The following is a 15,645-nucleotide window of genomic DNA, read 5'->3' on the forward strand; positions in this document are numbered from 1 at the left end:
CGCTTCTACCTACACTTCCGTTTTGGCATCGTCAAAGCCCGCAGTGGAGATTTCGGCCAGTTTACGCCGCCATTTTGATCACTTTTTCAAGGATTTCTCATGACTGCGTTCATCCGTCACTGGCGTATCAACGCATCGCGCGTCGCCTCGTCCACGACCCAGTGTTGCACGGCTTGCAAAAGCGCAGCAACAATCGGTGCGCGACCCTCTGCGGTGCGAAGCTGTTCACGATCACCTGCCGACGACAAAAATCCGACTTCGACAAGGACAGACGCGAAATCCGCTGCGCTGAGGACAGCCAAACGTCCCTCGCGGCGCGGGCGTGAATTGAGACGGGCCCCGTTTTCACGCAAGGCCGCAACGAGTGTTCCGGCAAACCGTTCGCCCTTTGGTCCGGTTTCAGCCCGCGCCATATCCATCAGGACGGTTGCCACCCTGTCATCCGTTCCACTGAGATCCAGGCCGGCAAGCAGATCCCCCCGTTCGTGCCGTTCAGCCATTCGCTGCGCCGCGCGGTCCTGCCCCTCGGCATTTAGCGTATACACGGACGCGCCGCGCGCCTCGTCTTCCTCGAGCGCGTCTGCATGCAGCGAGATGAACAGATCAGCTCCAGCGGCCCTGGCGATCGTCATCCGTTCTTCCAGAGGCACGAAAAGGTCGCTTTCGCGGGTCAGAATTGCACGCACCCCGCCCTGACGGTTCAACGCTTCGACGACTTCGATCCCGAGTTGCAGCATTAAATCTGCCTCGATCAACCCGCCTCGCTCAGCACCCGGATCAATGCCGCCGTGGCCTGGATCAATGACAACGGTTAGCGGGCCATCATCCGGCGTCGGCGCAGGTAAGCTTGGCGCAAGATTGGCCCAGTCATTATCTGGCGGCGCACCTGCCTGCTGGGCGAACGTATCAGCATCCGTGGGCGTCAGGATCAATTGCAAATGCGCCGATCCTCCCGATGTGTCGACTGTCATGCCTGCCGTTTCAAGAACCATCGGGACAGCAAGATCCACGACCATGCGCGACCAGCCAGGACGAAATCCGCCAAAGCGCAAATCAGTGACGGCTTCGGCTGTCAGCAACTGTTCCCGGCTGATGCCGGACCAATCGACTTCGCGAAAATCCAGCACAAGACGTAGCGGTTCATCCAAAGTGAAGACCCGATATGGCACCGTTTGACTGAGGTGCAAATCAATCTGCAGGGCGCGACCTGCATCGGTGACCTGACTGCGCGCCGGATCAATCCGCGCAAGTGCGCTGAATTCCTGCGCCCAAAGCGCATTTGCGCAAAAAATGAAGACAAGAGCCGTGCGCATCATGTGCGCTTTGCCATGAAGTCTTGTAACCGCTTCAGCCCCTCAATGATATCCTTTGTCGACCGGGCATAAGAAAAGCGCAGCCAGTGATGTCCGTCGTGTGGATCAAAGTCGAGGCCTGGCGTTACCGCAACTCCGGCTTCATCCAAGATTTCCGCTGCGAATGCCCGTGCATCGTCGGTCCATTCGGATACGTCGGCATAAATGTAGAATGCACCATCAGGTGGAGCGAACTTGTCAAAGCCCGCTTCGCGCAATCCAACCTGCATTAATTGGTGGTTTTGCGCATATACCGACCTGTTGGCGTCCAACTCTTCCGCGCAGTCCATCGCGTGCAGTGCAAGCCGTTGCGAAGCATGCGGGGCGCAGATGAACATGTTTTGCGCAAGTCGTTCGACACGGCGCACATGCGCCTTCGGGACGACCATCCAGCCGACACGCCAACCCGTCATCGAAAAGTACTTGGAAAATGAATTGATGACATACACATCATCCGTCACCTCCAACGCTGTGACGGGTTTCTTGTCATAATCAATGCCATGATAGATTTCGTCAGAAATGAAGGCGGCATCGCTGGCCTCGCACGCCTCTGCAAGCGCGCTAAGCGCAGACCTGTCAAGCATTGTGCCGGTCGGATTGGCGGGTGAAGCGACGATCAGTCCGTCAAGGTCATGCGCGGCGACGTCGTCCGGTCGCGGCTGGTAGCGACCCTCCGGCGTTGTGCGTATTTCGACTGCACGCAGGCCGACGGCCTTGAGGATATGGCGATATGACGGATAGCAGGGCAATCCCAGACCGACGCGCGCGTCATTGTCGAAAAGTGCCGAAAACGCAAGCAGGAATGCCCCCGAAGCACCGCTGGTGATCACGATACGTTTGGGGTCAACGGTGACGCCGTACCAGTCCTGGTAGTGCTGCGCGATGCGCGCCCGCAATTCCGGCAGGCCAAGGCCAACCGTATAACCCAGAGGATGGCTCAATTCATCCACCAGCTTTGCACGGGCAGCAACCGGTGCGCCGGTTCCGGGCTGACCGACTTCCATATGGATGATGTGCCGACCTGCTGCTTCGGCCTGACGGGCCGCTTCCATGACATCCATCACAATGAAGGGATCGACGTCACCGCGGGTTGATGTTCGCATTCCTCGCCTCTTATGCTTTGGCCCATTGATGCCAAGGGAAGAGTTGTTACGCAATGGACCTTGGCTCTCTGGCCCCAATGTGGTCTGACTGCCCCGACTAAGAATATGAGAGACATCATGCGCCTGCTATTACTCGCCCTGACCTTTGCTTTGGCTACGCCGCTTGCCGCGCAAGAGATGACCGACGCCGAACGCGAAGCTTTCCGGGCTGAGGTAAGAGCCTATCTGCTTGAAAATCCCGAAGTGCTAATGGAAGCTATCGGGATCCTTGAACAGCGCGAACAAGAAGCGCAAGTGCAGGCTGATGTGGCGCTTGCTCAGGCAAATGCGGATGCGTTGTTCAACGATCCGACGTCCTTTGTCGGTGGCAATCCGGATGGCGATATAACGATCGTCGAGTTTATGGATTACCGCTGCGGATTCTGCAAACGCGCCTACCCTGAAGTGTCAGAGCTTGTATCCGGCGATGGCAATATTCGCTACATAATCAAGGAGTTCCCGATCCTTGGTGAAGAATCAATACTCGCCTCGCGGTTTGCGATCGCGACGCGGATGGTAGCAGGCGATGAGGCCTACGATGATGTCCATTCCACATTGATGGAATTCGAAGGCAATATTTCGGAAGCATCGCTCCAACGGATCGGCGAAGCGTTCGGCCTTGATACCGACGCTGTCTTTGCAGAGATGGAAAGCAACGAGGTCACCACCATCATCAACAACAACCGTGCCCTTGCACAGCGGATGCGCATCAGCGGCACGCCAACTTTCGTGGTTGAGGATCAGATGCTGCGCGGTTACGTCCCGCTCGACCAGATGCAGCAAATAGTTGCAGCAGTGCGTGGCTGAGGGCTGGACATTCTGCCGCAGGGCCTAGGTTATGAGGTGTAAATCCTGACAATGGAGTCCCCCATGACACCCACACGACGCCAATTCCTTGTGACCGGCACTGCTGCTTTGACAGTACTGCCATTCGCTGCACGCGCCGACGGCCATGCCGCCAATGTGTTCCCGACAGCCAATGGTGAAGTCGCGATCCATCCGATTTCACACGCATCATTTGTGATGGAGACTCCGTCAGGTGTAATCTATGTCGACCCGGTGGGTGACGCGGATCTTTACGCCGACAAACCGGCAGCCGATTTTGTTCTGATTACACATGAACACGGCGATCACTATGATGAAGCAACTTTGGGAGCTGTCGTCGGCGAAAGCACGACCATGATCACCAATCCTGCGGTTTTCGACATGATGTCCGAAGAAATGCGCGCGAAGGCCACGTCCTTGGCCAACGGGGAAAACGGTGGCCTCGGTGACGTTTCGGTAGACGCGATTCCAGCCTACAACATCACGGAAGATCGCTTGAACTTTCACCCGCAAGGGCGTGATAATGGATACGTTCTGACAGTTGACGACATGCGTATCTACATTTCCGGCGACACGGAAGATATTCCCGAAATGCGCGCGCTAGAGAACATCGATCTGGCGTTTGTTTGCATGAATTTGCCGTTCACCATGGACGCGGAGTCTGCAGCGTCAGCTGTGAGCGAATTCGCACCCACATACGTATACCCCTACCATTATCGCGGACGGGACAACGGAACGCAGGACCCGCAGGAATTCGCGGATATGCTTGCCGATGGCATCGAAGCAAAAATGGGTGGATGGTACGGCTAAAAGACCGGCCTATTCGGCCGCGGCGGCAGCAGCCTCAAGCTCTGCCGCCTTTTTTTCGACCTGCGCGACGATGTGATCGACCATCTGGCCGTTGTCCATCTTGTGGCTTTGCTTGCCCGCAAGATAGACCATGCCCGACCCTGCCCCGCCACCTGTGAAACCGACATCGGTCATTAGGGCTTCACCAGGTCCGTTTACGACACAGCCAATAATCGAAAGAGACATGGGTGTCTTGATGTGTTCAAGTCGCTTTTCAAGGGTCTCGACTGTCTTGATGACGTCAAATCCTTGCCGTGCGCAAGACGGACAGGAGATGATGTTGACGCCGCGATGGCGTAGGCCGAGTGATTTCAATATCTCGTAACCGACCTTCACCTCTTCGACCGGATCGGCGGACAGCGACACGCGGATCGTGTCACCGATACCCATCCAAAGAAGGTTTCCAAGTCCAATCGCAGATTTAATCGTGCCGGACGTCAAACCACCAGCCTCGGTGATGCCAAGGTGGATCGGCGCGTCCGTCGCCTCTGCCAGTTGCTGATACGCTGCGGCAGCCATGAAGACGTCAGATGCCTTGCAGCTGATCTTGAACTCGTGAAAATCATTATCCTGCAAGATCTTGATGTGATCCAGACCGCTTTCGACCATCGCTTCGGGTGTCGGTTCGGCATATTTGTCGAGCAAATGCTTTTCAAGCGATCCTGCGTTGACCCCGATGCGGATTGAACAGTTATGATCCCGCGCTGCTCTGATGACTTCTTTGACACGCTTCTCATCACCGATGTTGCCGGGATTGATACGCAGACATGCGGCACCGGCTTCTGCAGCCTCAATCCCGCGTTTATAGTGAAAGTGGATATCGGCCACGATGGGCACACTGACGTTCGCCACGATTTCTTTCAGCGCTTTGCTCGATGCCTCATCAGGCACAGAAATACGGACGATATCGGCACCAGCTTCTGTCGCAGCGTTCACCTGGTCGATGGTCGCCTTAACGTCAGTGGTCAGCGTGTTGGTCATCGTCTGGACGGTAATCGGCGCATCGCCACCGACTGGCACGTTGCCAACCATGATTTGCCGGGATTTGCGCCGGTAGATGTTGCGCCAAGGGCGGATATGATTGAGGGACATCAGTTGAAGCCTTTGGCATACGTTTCGCTTGTTGCCAATCTATGCGCGCACCGATTGAACGGCAACGGGGTTGCGGCATTTGGCCTACATCAAGCAGGGATTATTCGGAAACCGAAACCTCGGCCACATTCACAACAGCTGCCAAGTCATTGTCGCTGTTCAGATCCGCGACTGCGTAGGCCTCTTTCAGGCTAGAGCTGTCGAGCGCAAGGTTTGATGTCACAGTGCCATTTGGACCAGCGGGACCATAATGTGTTCCGTTGACAGCAAAATAGATCGCGCCGCTTTCGCCGACGCGCAAGGTGGCTGGATCTTCGGTTGCTGGAAGTTCAAATGTATCGCCCTTGTCCATGATCCCTTCATAGATCACAGATCCATCGGCAGAGCGGACCCGCACCCAAGCCGGGCGAACCGCGACAAGTGCAACTTCGGCGATCGGGCCTTCATTGACCTGAACAGCAGGGCCGGTGTTTTCCGCGACGGCCTGCGCCAAGGCGGCGTCAATTCCGTCAGTCGGCGATTCAACGGCACCAAAACTCCCGGGTACAAGCGTAGAAATCGGCGCATCACGTGCAACCAGAACGGGGACCTCAAGCGCTTGAGGGCGATACAGGCGATCCAATGCTTCCGGTGAGGGAGCCGTCAAGTTCGCCAATGTATCTTCTGCCGGTGCAGAAATGCCTGTTCCTCCGCCAGCCAAAGGATCGAGATCAGAAATGACCGTTGGCGTCTGTTCGACCGGTGCGAATTGAACTTTTTGCACCTCTTGCAAGACGGACCAACCGCCATAGCCAAGTCCGCCGATCAAGGCGACCAAAACGAACACAGAACCAATCGCAGCGGGTTCGATCCGTGAAAACATCGCGTCACGGGCCGGGATAAACGGCGTTGCGGAAGATGCGAAGATGTCTTTGCCAAGGGGGGATTGACTAGCATTGCGGGCCGGTTTCGCTGCCGAGGCTGCAGCTGACATGCCGTGCGCCGTCGCAAATCCGCTTTCCTTGCAGAATTTTTCGAATGCCCAATCAGGATCCATGTGCAGATAACGTGCATAAGAACGCACATATCCGGCGATAAATCCTGGTGTATCGAATGCAGAAGGGTCGGAATTCTCGATCGCGGCAATATACGCGGCTTTGATCTTAAGTTCGCGCTGCACATCAAGCAGGCTCTTGCCCATTGTTGCACGTTCGCCGCGCATCAAATCGCCAAGGCGCAACTCAAAGGCGTCGAAACCTTTAGTCTCGACGTCCTCAGCAGCCTTTGCGCGTCTGAAGCTCTTTACGATCATGCCTGTCCCGTTGCCCGCTTGCCCCCAGAAACGCAGTGAAACGACGAATCGTACACACTGATTCCTGAATAAGTTGTAGCATAACGCTAATTTGGATGCACTTGCAGAAAGCTTACCCGGCAAGTTCGGCGCGATTCAGCGCACAATGTGACCAAAGATTGTCCATTGCAGAAACGAGCGAATCCATCTCTTTCGGGCCGTGTACTGGGGACGGTGTAAAGCGCAAACGCTCTGTCCCGCGTGGCACTGTCGGATAGTTGATTGGTTGCACGTAAATACCGAAATCGTTCAACAGCATGTCCGAAAGTTTCTTGGTGTGGACCGGATCGCCGACAATTACTGGAACGATGTGACTGCCATGGTCGATAATCGGCAAGCCCAGACCCTTCAGCCGCAGCTTTAGGATGCTGGCTTGCGTTTGATGCCGTTCACGCAAGGCCTGGTCTGTTTTCAGATGTCTGACGCTTGCGGCGGCACCTGCCGCAACACTTGGCGTCAGTGACGTCGTAAAGATGAACCCCGGCGCATAGGATCTGATCGCGTCGCACATCTTGGCCGATGCTGCGATATATCCCCCCATCACGCCATAAGCCTTGGCCAATGTTCCATTGATGATGTCTATACGCTCCATCAACCCGTCGCGTTCTGCAACACCGCCGCCGCGAGGCCCATACATACCGACAGCATGCACTTCGTCGATGTAGGTCAGCGCCCCGAATTCATCGGCCAGATCGCAGATTTCCTTGATCGGGCCGAAATCGCCATCCATTGAATAGATCGATTCAAACGCGATGACCTTTGGAGCGTCAGGATCATCCGCAGCAAGAAGTTCGCGCAGGTGTTCGAGATCATTGTGCCGGAAAATACGCTTTGCGCCGCCATTGCGCCGCACACCTTCGATCATCGATGCGTGGTTGAGTGCGTCAGAATAGATGATCAGCCCCGGGAACAGCTTGGGAAGTGTCGACAACGTCGCGTCGTTGGCGATGTAGGCGCTCGTGAAAAGAAGTGCCGCTTCTTTCTGATGCAAATCAGCCAATTCGGCCTCGAGCCGCTTGTGGTAGACGGTGGTGCCTGAAATATTGCGTGTCCCGCCAGAGCCCGCACCCGTTGCATCAATCGCTTCATGCATGGCTTCAAGCACGACGGGGTGCTGGCCCATGCCCAGATAGTCGTTCCCGCACCAAACTGTGACAGGTGCTGTGCTTCCGTCTGGCTTGTTCCAGACTGCATGCGGGAATTGCCCCCGCGTCCGTTCGATATCAATGAACGTGCGGTAACGGCCCTCGTCATGCAAGCGGTTCAGGGCCTGATCGAGCGACGCAGTATAGTCCAAGGCACTTTCCTTCATCTTCGCAGCAGTTCCGGGGGACCAGACCCCAATTTGGAACAGTTCTAGGTCTCATATAGGGCGCATACCCTGTGGGCAATACGCTACAAGTTGTCGCCCCAAGTCGCCGCACTTTAGCAGCCGGGGCGTGTAAAGGTTTGATGTGAATCAAGTCCCGCTATGTCACGGGCAACTCACAACTGATCTGATGTGAGAATATCGCAATCGGGACGCCCACGATATGGCGGAAATCCTGACTGTGGAAAACGCATCTGCCCGACCAATTGACCCGGTCGGGGCAGATTATCCGATGCGCGGGAAATCAGTTCGTTTCGAAACGCACGTCGCGATCCGGATAGCCCATACTGTCCTGATCCGCAAAAGCGGAATGGCAGCCATGACAGAAACCCTGCTGGATTCCCATCGGCTTGCCGTTGGTGCGAACTGCAGAATAGACCCAATTGCCAAACTCTTCGGCCTCTCCGCCAGCTTCGACCTTGGTCATAATAAAGAGCGGCCCCGGACGCGGTTCACCTTCTTTCGTCAAGCTATAGGATTCTTTTGCCAGAACCGACCCAACTGGCATCGAGAAATCATCGCCAAATCCATACTGAACGTAAGTTTCATACGCGACATCGTTTGCAAATGTCAGAAGGAAACGATTGCTATGCGCACCAGGTGCCGCCGGCCCCGTCGCGGTTACGCCCCAGTCACGATAGACGGTGCCGATTTCATCGCCTTCCTTTGCATAGGCTTCAGCAAGGCGGTCGCTCACGCAGGAATAAAGCGCATCAACCTCTGCCTGTTCAAAATCAAAGAAATCCTTGTCAGGATCAAACGTGCAATCCTGTGCATGGGCCACGGTGCTGGCAGTTAAGACAAAGCAGGCCGCACCTGCGGTCTTGAGCAGTAGGGATTGCATGTGGATCTCCTGTTGGATTTTCTCTGCTGAACACTTGCGTATACCTTCGTAGACTAAACAGAAGCGCGTTCATCTGCCTAGCCGCACGTATTTCACGTTCACGCGATCCTGCGTGAGAATGTCGCAGATTGATTGAAATATTTGCGACATTGCAGCCTGTGACTGTTTCCCCCAAACATGCACTGTATCTTAAGAAAGGCCCGCACATGACACTTGAACCAGTTCTTGATCGCATCGACGCCGAACTGCCCGCCGCAACAGAGCGTCTGCTTGATTTGCTGCGCATCCCCTCGATCTCGACCGATCCAGCCTACAAGGCGGAATGTGACCGCGCGGCAGACTGGCTGGTCGCCGATCTTGAAAGTATCGGTTTCCAGGTCAGCAAGCGCCCGACGCCAGGGCACCCGATGGTGGTCGCCCATTCCGGCGGTGAAGGACCACATGTTCTGTTCTACGGGCATTATGACGTGCAGCCGGTCGACCCGCCTGAACTTTGGGATCGCGATCCTTTCGATCCACAGGTCGAAAATCTGCCAACCGGTAAAGTCATCCGAGGGCGCGGATCATCAGATGACAAGGGACAGTTGATGACATTTGTCGAGGCATGCCGCGCTTGGAAAGACGTGCACGGTGCGCTGCCGACAAACATCAGTCTCTTCTTTGAAGGGGAAGAGGAATCGGGCTCCCCTTCTTTGGTGCCTTTCATGGAAGAAAATGCAGAAGAACTCAAAGCAGACATCGCTTTGATCTGTGACACGGGACTGTATGGCGACAGCACGCCGGCCATCATCACCCAGTTGCGTGGCTTGCTTGGCGAAGAACTGACGATCACTGGCCCGAACAAGGATTTGCATTCGGGCAGCTATGGCGGGATTGCAATGAATCCGGCCCGGGTTCTGGCGAAAGTAATCGCGTCGCTTCACGATGAAGGTGGACGGATAACCGTACCCGACTTCTACGATGGTGTGCCTGAACTCTCCAACGAACTGGCCGCCGCTTGGGATGATCTGAAATTCGACGAAAAGGACTTTCTTGGCGAAGTGGGTTTGTCCATCCCTGCAGGTGAAAAGGGTCGCCGCCCGCTCGAAATGATCTGGTCACGCCCGACGTGCGAAGTGAACGGCATGACGTCTGGCTATACCGGTGACGGTTTCAAGACAGTGCTGCCGTCCAAGGCCAGTGCCAAGATCAGCTTTCGGCTCGTCGGGACGCAGGATCCTTTTGCTATTCGCAAGAAGTTTCGCAAAATGGTGTCTGACATGATCCCTGCAGACTGCAGTGTTTCCTTCAAAGACCACGGTGCAGGGCCGGCAGGACAGATGAGCACGACACACCCGGCGTTCGAAAAGGCGCGCGATGCGCTTTCGGACGAATGGCCAAATGCAGCAGCCTATGTCGGGTGCGGCGGCTCGATTCCAATTGCCGGATATTTCAAGACTGTTCTGGATATGGATGCGATGCTGATCGGGTTCGGTAAGGATGACGATCAAATTCATTCACCAAACGAAAAATACGACCTGTCGTCGTTTCACAAGGGCATTCGTTCGTGGGCGCGCATCCTGCACAATCTTACGCAGTAGAAACAGGCTAACCAACCGCGCCCTTCATGCGGTCAGGGATTGAGGAAATGGTGTGCAGCGGGTTCTGAAGTATTTCGTCTACATCATTGGCAGCATCGCGGCTGTGATTGCAGTCTCTTGGGTCATCTACATGCCTGACAGCGCACAACGTGGCGCGTGGCGTGCCGAAACGGGCGGGTCCATTCTGGAACTCACACCGCTGAAAGCGACCCTATTCAGCGAAACATCGCACAGCTGTCTGGAAGTGCTATCCTTTCCCGCGCATTTGAAACTCGTGGAAATACTTGAAAGCGCAAAGATCGAACTGATCGATACGAACACGCTTCAACTGGTTGTTGACGGGACGCTCGACCATCAGCGCTACGCGCGGATCGACCAGACACCGGAACGCTGCAGCAGGCCCAATCCGCAAGCTGCTACGGCACGCGCAGTCTTTGATGCGGTCTGGACGGCAATGGATGAAAACTATGCTTTCTTCGACCTTCACGGCGTCGATTGGGCAGCGCGCCGGGAGCGCGCCCCTGCTCCAGACGCGCAACTGGACGACGCTGAACTGACAAACCTCCTCTTACATATGATGGAGGGCATAGATGACGGACATGTTCATTTCGGCACAGATCAAACGGGCTACGCTTCTCCAGCCACAAGACCTGACTGGATTCCAGAGGGTGAAAGTCTAAACCGGAACATTCTGCGCAACATTGCGATTGCGAACGCAGGTACGACGCTGACACAAGCCGCAAACGCGCCGATCTTCTACGGGCTTCGCGGAGATGGCACTGGGTTCATCATGATCCGTGAGATGGATGTCGCTATACCATTAGGTGGTAACAGCACGGACGCGATGGCCAATGCCTTTGATGAGGTTCTTAGACGTCTCGCTGATGCGCGATCACTGGTGATCGATATCCGCTACAACCCGGGCGGGTCAGATACGGTATCCTTTGGTGTCGCCAGCCACTTTATTGATGAACCGCGCCCTGTCTTCATCAAGACAACTCGAACGGGTGAGACGCAATCGGCTCCGTTCACCGCCATTCTGGAACCGTTTGACGACTCGGCAGACGGGCGACCTGTCGTTTTATTGACATCGAACCTGACTGGCAGTGCGGCAGAAATTCTGACGCTGGCCATGCGGGAAATCCCGCATGTGGTCACCATGGGCGAAGAAACGAGCGGCGGGTTGTCGGACGTCATGGGGTTTATGCTGCCCAACGGCTGGGGGCTCGGCCTTTCAAACCAGACATATCTGACCATGGATGGACAGTTATTCGAAGGTGTAGGAATTCCGCCGGATCTGCCGATTGCATTTGAAACGCCACAGTATCTTGCAGGGCGTGATCCCGTCCTTGCAGCAGCATTTGCGAAAGCGGCTGAGCTTGGAAATTAAGTGGCGCGGTTGACGGGGCTCGAACCCGCGACCCCCGGCGTGACAGGCCGGTACTCTAACCAACTGAGCTACAACCGCGCGTGAGTTGCGGATTAGGCGAAGGGGTGAAGTGCGTCAAGTGTGATTTGGCAGGTTTCGAATTCTGCATCGCATTTCAACCAACCACGGAAGGTTACCTGTCTGGGGCAAAATCCGACTTTCTTGGGCACAATCAAGCCCGCGCGCTTTGATATTCCTCAAGTCAGCATCTCACACAGACATTAGTCTCATTCACATTGGACATACATATGTGAGGCAAAACCATGGGACAATTTGATGAACAAGCTGTCTTGATCACCGGGGCAGCTGCAGGCATCGGACGCGCGACGGCGCTTGCGTTTGCGGGTGACGGTGGAAATGTCATGGTGTCGGACATCGACATTGAAGGTGGCGAGGAAACTGCCAACATGATCGAACAGGCTGGTGGCAAAGCCAGTTTTCTTGCGGCCGACGTCTCAAATACGGACGCTGTTTCAAAGTTGATCTCTGCGACAGTCAAGACCTTTGGGAGACTTGATTGCGCCGTGAATAATGCCGGCATCGAAGGCAAAATCCTACCATTCAAGGATCAAACCAAAGAAAACTTTGACAACATCATCGCTGTTAACCTCAAAGGCACGTTTCTATGTATGCAGGCGGAAATCGACGCCATGCTCAACACTGGTGGCGGAGCAATCGTCAATTTGTCTTCAGTTGCAGGGCTAATCGGCTTTCCAGGTCTGTCCCCTTATGTCGCATCCAAACACGGTGTCATCGGGCTGACAAAAAACGCCGCGCTTGAATATGGCACGCAAGGCGTGCGCGTGAACGCTGTGTGTCCGGGCGGCATCGACACGCGCATGCTTGACTCGCTCGCCAGTCAAGCCACCGCCGGGAGCCAGTCTTCGTCGGAAATGATGGACCCGTTGCACCCGATTGGCCGGATTGGGCGTGTCGAGGAAGTCGCTGACCTGATCCTTTGGCTCTGTTCATCCAAAGCCAGCTTCGTCACTGGAGCGGCGGTTCCCGTGGATGGCGGATTTGTTGCGCAGTAACAAGCTGCAAGCGGGTCTGCATCCAAACCACAGGACGTGCAACGTTTAAAAAACAAAAAAGCCCTCCGAATTCGGGGGGCTTTTTTCAGATGTGGCGCGGTTGACGGGGCTCGAACCCGCGACCCCCGGCGTGACAGGCCGGTACTCTAACCAACTGAGCTACAACCGCGCATCTGCATCCGAACGGACGCGTGCGCCTGCTCGTTCTGCGCTTCTATGCAAGGGCGCGAAACCCGTCAAGCGACAAGCGCAGAAATCTTGGAAGTTTTCACCGGAAAATGTGGGGAAGAAATGGAAGCAGGGCGCAGCACGACCCAGCAGATCAGCACTACACCCTGTTCCAACCGACGTAGGCAAGGCCTACGTTACCATTTACAACAAAACCGCGATGGCCGTACTCACTGATAACGACACTTTGTTGGCCACCGTTACCTTTACGTCAACTGTCACAACCCTAGCTTGAAATGGAATAGAAACTTCCGACTCGGGTTGAGATTGTTATGGCCCGTGAACCAATTTTACGACACCTATCTAAATAGACATGTCTAACGGTCAGGTAGCGGAATAAAATCTTCATCGTCGCCGGGTGGAAGCTGAAAACGTCCATGTTTCCAGTCACCTGCACGCCACGCCTCTTTGGCGGCGTCAATTCTATCCCTGCTTGATGCCACGAAATTCCACCAAATGAAACGCTCTGTTTCCATTGTAGCCCCACCCAAAAGCATCAATCGGGCACCTTCGGGACCGGCTTTCATACTAATGCTGTCTTCTGGTCGGAAAACCATCATCTTTCCGCCATCAAATGTCTGGCCCGCGACCGTCACGCTGCCACTCAACACGTAGGCACCACGGTCTTCGTGATTCGACGGAAGCGGTATTGCGGCGTCAGGATCAAGTGTGACGTCCATGTAGAACGCCTCGGACGGTGTCGCCACGGCAGCCTGTTCACCGTAGGCTTCACCAAGGATCAGACGCACTTGCTTGCCCTCAGCTTCAAGCAAAGGCAGCGCGTCGCGTCCGGCATGAATGAAGTCAGCGGCCATATCTTCCTTCTTGTCCGGAAGCGCAAGCCATGTCTGAAGACCAAAAAGACTCTGCGGTTTCTGGCGCACCTCTCCGTCAATCCGCTCTGAATGTGTAATCCCGTTACCAGCGATCATAAGGTTGACCTCACCCGGCGCGATCCACTGGTCGGTGCCAAGGCTGTCACGGTGATGGATAGTACCTTTCAGAAGATACGTCACAGTTGCCAAACCGATATGGGGATGCGGGCGCACGTCGATACCCTGCCCTGTCAAAAATTCAGCCGGACCCATCTGATCGAAAAAGATGAAAGGGCCGACCATCTGCCGCCTTGGGGCGGGCAAGGCGCGGCGCACCTCAAATCCACCAATGTCGCGGGCGCGCGGGACGATTACGGTTTCGATGGCATCTACTTCATCACCAATGGGGCAATGTGGATCTAGGGCGGGATTCCAGCTCATGTGCGTCTCCTAACTACCAATGACCTTAATCAGCACGACAGATGACGCAAATCCCTGTAAGCGAACAGGATGTGTTGATAAATTGAAAGGATGGTGGGTGATGAGAGGCTCGAACTCCCGACATCTTCCGTGTAAAGGAAGCGCTCTACCAACTGAGCTAATCACCCGCTCGCGCCGATTTAGGCCATTGCGGATAGCAATGCAACCCTATCCAAGCTGCTTTTGCACACCATTCTTCAGATGGAAAATATTCCCCTGACCACCCGGCATTTCGGCGACACCGGACCGTCCTCTTCCGACAATGATGGACCGCAGCATCCGACTGGTGATCCCATGCGTCACAAGAACCGCCGGAGATGCCAGATCGGACAGAAACCCCAAACAGCGTGCTTCGAGCCTTTCGAAACCCTCGCCGTTCGGTGCCAATTCATAAAGTCCAACTGGCCCGTCTGGACCATCATCGAGCGGTTGATCGGGTTGCAACTCATGCCGCAGCTTACCTTGCCAGTCACCGACGCCGATTTCACATAATCTGTCATCAGTGCGGATGAACGGCACTTTTCGAGCAAGCGCGATGGAGGCTGTCTCAAACGCGCGCCCTTGCGGGCTGCACAAGATCTGAAAACCCGTCAGATCAATATCTGAGAGTAAGGCAGCCTGCTTTGTCGCGTGCCCTTTGCCCCGTTCGGTCAGCGGCGAATTGAGTGCGCCCTGCATGCGTCCTTCGGCATTCCAAATGGTTTCGCCATGGCGCAGGATATAGAGTTCCGGATATGGCATGGATACTGCCTTGGAAGAATTGTCAGGTCTTGGAGAGAAATCAGTCTTCAAACACTGGCGTCACGCCGGGCATTTCGGACCCACCGGCGGAATCCTTCATCGTACGCAGTTTGAGCGTTAGCACTTGCGCACCGTCCCCAATATCCTTTGACTTTACCACCTTGAATTTTCCAAGTGGCGGCAGGTTCAAATCATTTCCATCGGCAAGAAGTTCTGCCAGTTCGGCAAGCGCCGCTTCGATAGCGGGTTTGGCATCACGCTTCTTGACGTCTGTGCGCGCGACGGCCCTTTCAAGGAACTCGGGCTTCTTGATTACCGTCTTTGCAACGACAGGTGTCGCACCGCTGACAATCGTTGGCGTCTTTCCTGCTGGCTGCGCAGCGGGTTTGGCGGACTGGGTGGGCGGCGTCACAGCTTTGAGTTTAACTGTGCCAGACGCATCGGTCGTCGGCTTGCTTGATTTGGGTGACATGGCTGCTCCTGCTGGTTGAGGCGAAGGTACCCTGAACGCACGCGAATTGTTACCGCATCAGAA

14 protein-coding genes and 3 tRNA genes are annotated in these 15,645 nt (G+C 55.4%); 5 read left to right on the top strand and 12 right to left on the bottom strand.

Features of this window, described 5'->3' with window-relative positions:
- Nucleotides 1-116: 116 nt before the first annotated feature.
- Nucleotides 117-1,316: an N-acetylmuramoyl-L-alanine amidase gene (locus tag BMY44_RS06610; protein WP_089991827.1), complete on the bottom strand. Its 1,200-nt coding sequence runs from the start codon at nt 1,314-1,316 to the stop codon at nt 117-119.
- Complete coding sequence (locus BMY44_RS06615; protein WP_089991830.1) at nt 1,313-2,455, bottom strand: pyridoxal phosphate-dependent aminotransferase; 1,143 nt, start codon at nt 2,453-2,455, stop codon at nt 1,313-1,315. The genes BMY44_RS06610 and BMY44_RS06615 overlap by 4 nt, the downstream gene beginning before the upstream one ends.
- 117 nt (nt 2,456-2,572) lie before the next feature.
- On the opposite strand from BMY44_RS06615, the gene BMY44_RS06620 reads away from it, so the two are divergent.
- Both BMY44_RS06620 and BMY44_RS06625 read left to right on the top strand, forming a co-directional pair.
- The gene (locus BMY44_RS06620) at nt 2,573-3,301 is read left to right on the top strand and encodes a DsbA family protein (protein ID WP_242650494.1); all 729 of its coding nucleotides are present in this window, start codon (nt 2,573-2,575) and stop codon (nt 3,299-3,301) included.
- A 63-nt stretch (nt 3,302-3,364) separates the two neighbouring features.
- The gene (locus BMY44_RS06625; protein ID WP_089991835.1) at nt 3,365-4,129 is read left to right on the top strand and encodes an MBL fold metallo-hydrolase; all 765 of its coding nucleotides are present in this window, start codon (nt 3,365-3,367) and stop codon (nt 4,127-4,129) included.
- A 9-nt stretch (nt 4,130-4,138) separates the two neighbouring features.
- Here BMY44_RS06625 and ispG read toward each other — a convergent pair whose 3' ends face one another.
- From ispG to BMY44_RS06645, 4 genes are all read right to left on the bottom strand, one after another.
- On the bottom strand, nt 4,139-5,260 hold the full coding sequence (ispG, locus tag BMY44_RS06630) for a flavodoxin-dependent (E)-4-hydroxy-3-methylbut-2-enyl-diphosphate synthase (protein ID WP_089991839.1): 1,122 nt from the start codon (nt 5,258-5,260) through the stop codon (nt 4,139-4,141).
- A 100-nt stretch (nt 5,261-5,360) separates the two neighbouring features.
- Entirely contained in the window at nt 5,361-6,551 is a 1,191-nt protein-coding gene (locus BMY44_RS06635; RefSeq protein ID WP_089991842.1) for a helix-turn-helix domain-containing protein, read from the bottom strand.
- Between the two features lie 112 nt (nt 6,552-6,663).
- Nucleotides 6,664-7,887 carry a 5-aminolevulinate synthase gene (gene hemA / locus BMY44_RS06640; protein WP_089994642.1) on the bottom strand — a complete coding sequence of 408 codons (1,224 nt, stop codon included), beginning with the start codon at nt 7,885-7,887 and terminating at the stop codon, nt 6,664-6,666.
- Between the two features lie 316 nt (nt 7,888-8,203).
- Nucleotides 8,204-8,803 carry a cytochrome P460 family protein gene (locus BMY44_RS06645; RefSeq protein WP_089991844.1) on the bottom strand — a complete coding sequence of 200 codons (600 nt, stop codon included), beginning with the start codon at nt 8,801-8,803 and terminating at the stop codon, nt 8,204-8,206.
- 206 nt (nt 8,804-9,009) lie between these two features.
- Here BMY44_RS06645 and BMY44_RS06650 point away from each other — a divergent pair, with 206 nt between their 5' ends.
- Both BMY44_RS06650 and BMY44_RS06655 read left to right on the top strand, forming a co-directional pair.
- Nucleotides 9,010-10,383, top strand: coding sequence for a M20/M25/M40 family metallo-hydrolase (locus tag BMY44_RS06650; RefSeq protein ID WP_089994643.1), 1,374 nt, complete (start codon nt 9,010-9,012; stop codon nt 10,381-10,383).
- A 52-nt stretch (nt 10,384-10,435) separates the two neighbouring features.
- The gene (locus tag BMY44_RS06655) at nt 10,436-11,773 is read left to right on the top strand and encodes a S41 family peptidase (RefSeq protein ID WP_242650495.1); all 1,338 of its coding nucleotides are present in this window, start codon (nt 10,436-10,438) and stop codon (nt 11,771-11,773) included.
- A gap of 1 nt (nt 11,774) precedes the next feature.
- On the opposite strand, the gene BMY44_RS06660 is transcribed toward BMY44_RS06655, so the two are convergent.
- Nucleotides 11,775-11,851: transfer RNA gene (locus BMY44_RS06660), tRNA-Asp, on the bottom strand.
- 224 nt (nt 11,852-12,075) lie between these two features.
- On the opposite strand from BMY44_RS06660, the gene BMY44_RS06665 reads away from it, so the two are divergent.
- Nucleotides 12,076-12,846, top strand: coding sequence for a glucose 1-dehydrogenase (locus BMY44_RS06665; protein WP_089991847.1), 771 nt, complete (start codon nt 12,076-12,078; stop codon nt 12,844-12,846).
- 92 nt (nt 12,847-12,938) lie between these two features.
- Here BMY44_RS06665 and BMY44_RS06670 read toward each other — a convergent pair.
- The 5 genes from BMY44_RS06670 to BMY44_RS06690 all read right to left on the bottom strand — a co-directional run bounded on the left by BMY44_RS06670 (nt 12,939) and on the right by BMY44_RS06690 (nt 15,582).
- A tRNA-Asp gene (locus BMY44_RS06670) sits at nt 12,939-13,015 on the bottom strand.
- Nucleotides 13,016-13,391: 376 nt separating this feature from the next.
- Nucleotides 13,392-14,330, bottom strand: coding sequence for a pirin family protein (locus BMY44_RS06675; protein WP_089991849.1), 939 nt, complete (start codon nt 14,328-14,330; stop codon nt 13,392-13,394).
- A 91-nt stretch (nt 14,331-14,421) separates the two neighbouring features.
- Nucleotides 14,422-14,497, bottom strand: a tRNA-Val gene (locus tag BMY44_RS06680).
- Nucleotides 14,498-14,537: 40 nt separating this feature from the next.
- Nucleotides 14,538-15,110 (bottom strand): histidine phosphatase family protein, encoded by a 573-nt coding sequence (locus BMY44_RS06685; protein WP_089991852.1) that lies wholly within the window; start codon nt 15,108-15,110, stop codon nt 14,538-14,540.
- Nucleotides 15,111-15,150: 40 nt separating this feature from the next.
- Nucleotides 15,151-15,582, bottom strand: coding sequence for an HU family DNA-binding protein (locus BMY44_RS06690; protein ID WP_089991854.1), 432 nt, complete (start codon nt 15,580-15,582; stop codon nt 15,151-15,153).
- Between the last annotated feature and the right edge of the window lie 63 nt (nt 15,583-15,645).

It is taken from the genome of Cognatiyoonia koreensis, from assembly GCF_900109295.1.
In the GTDB taxonomy this organism is placed as follows: Bacteria; Pseudomonadota; Alphaproteobacteria; order Rhodobacterales; family Rhodobacteraceae; genus Cognatiyoonia; species Cognatiyoonia koreensis.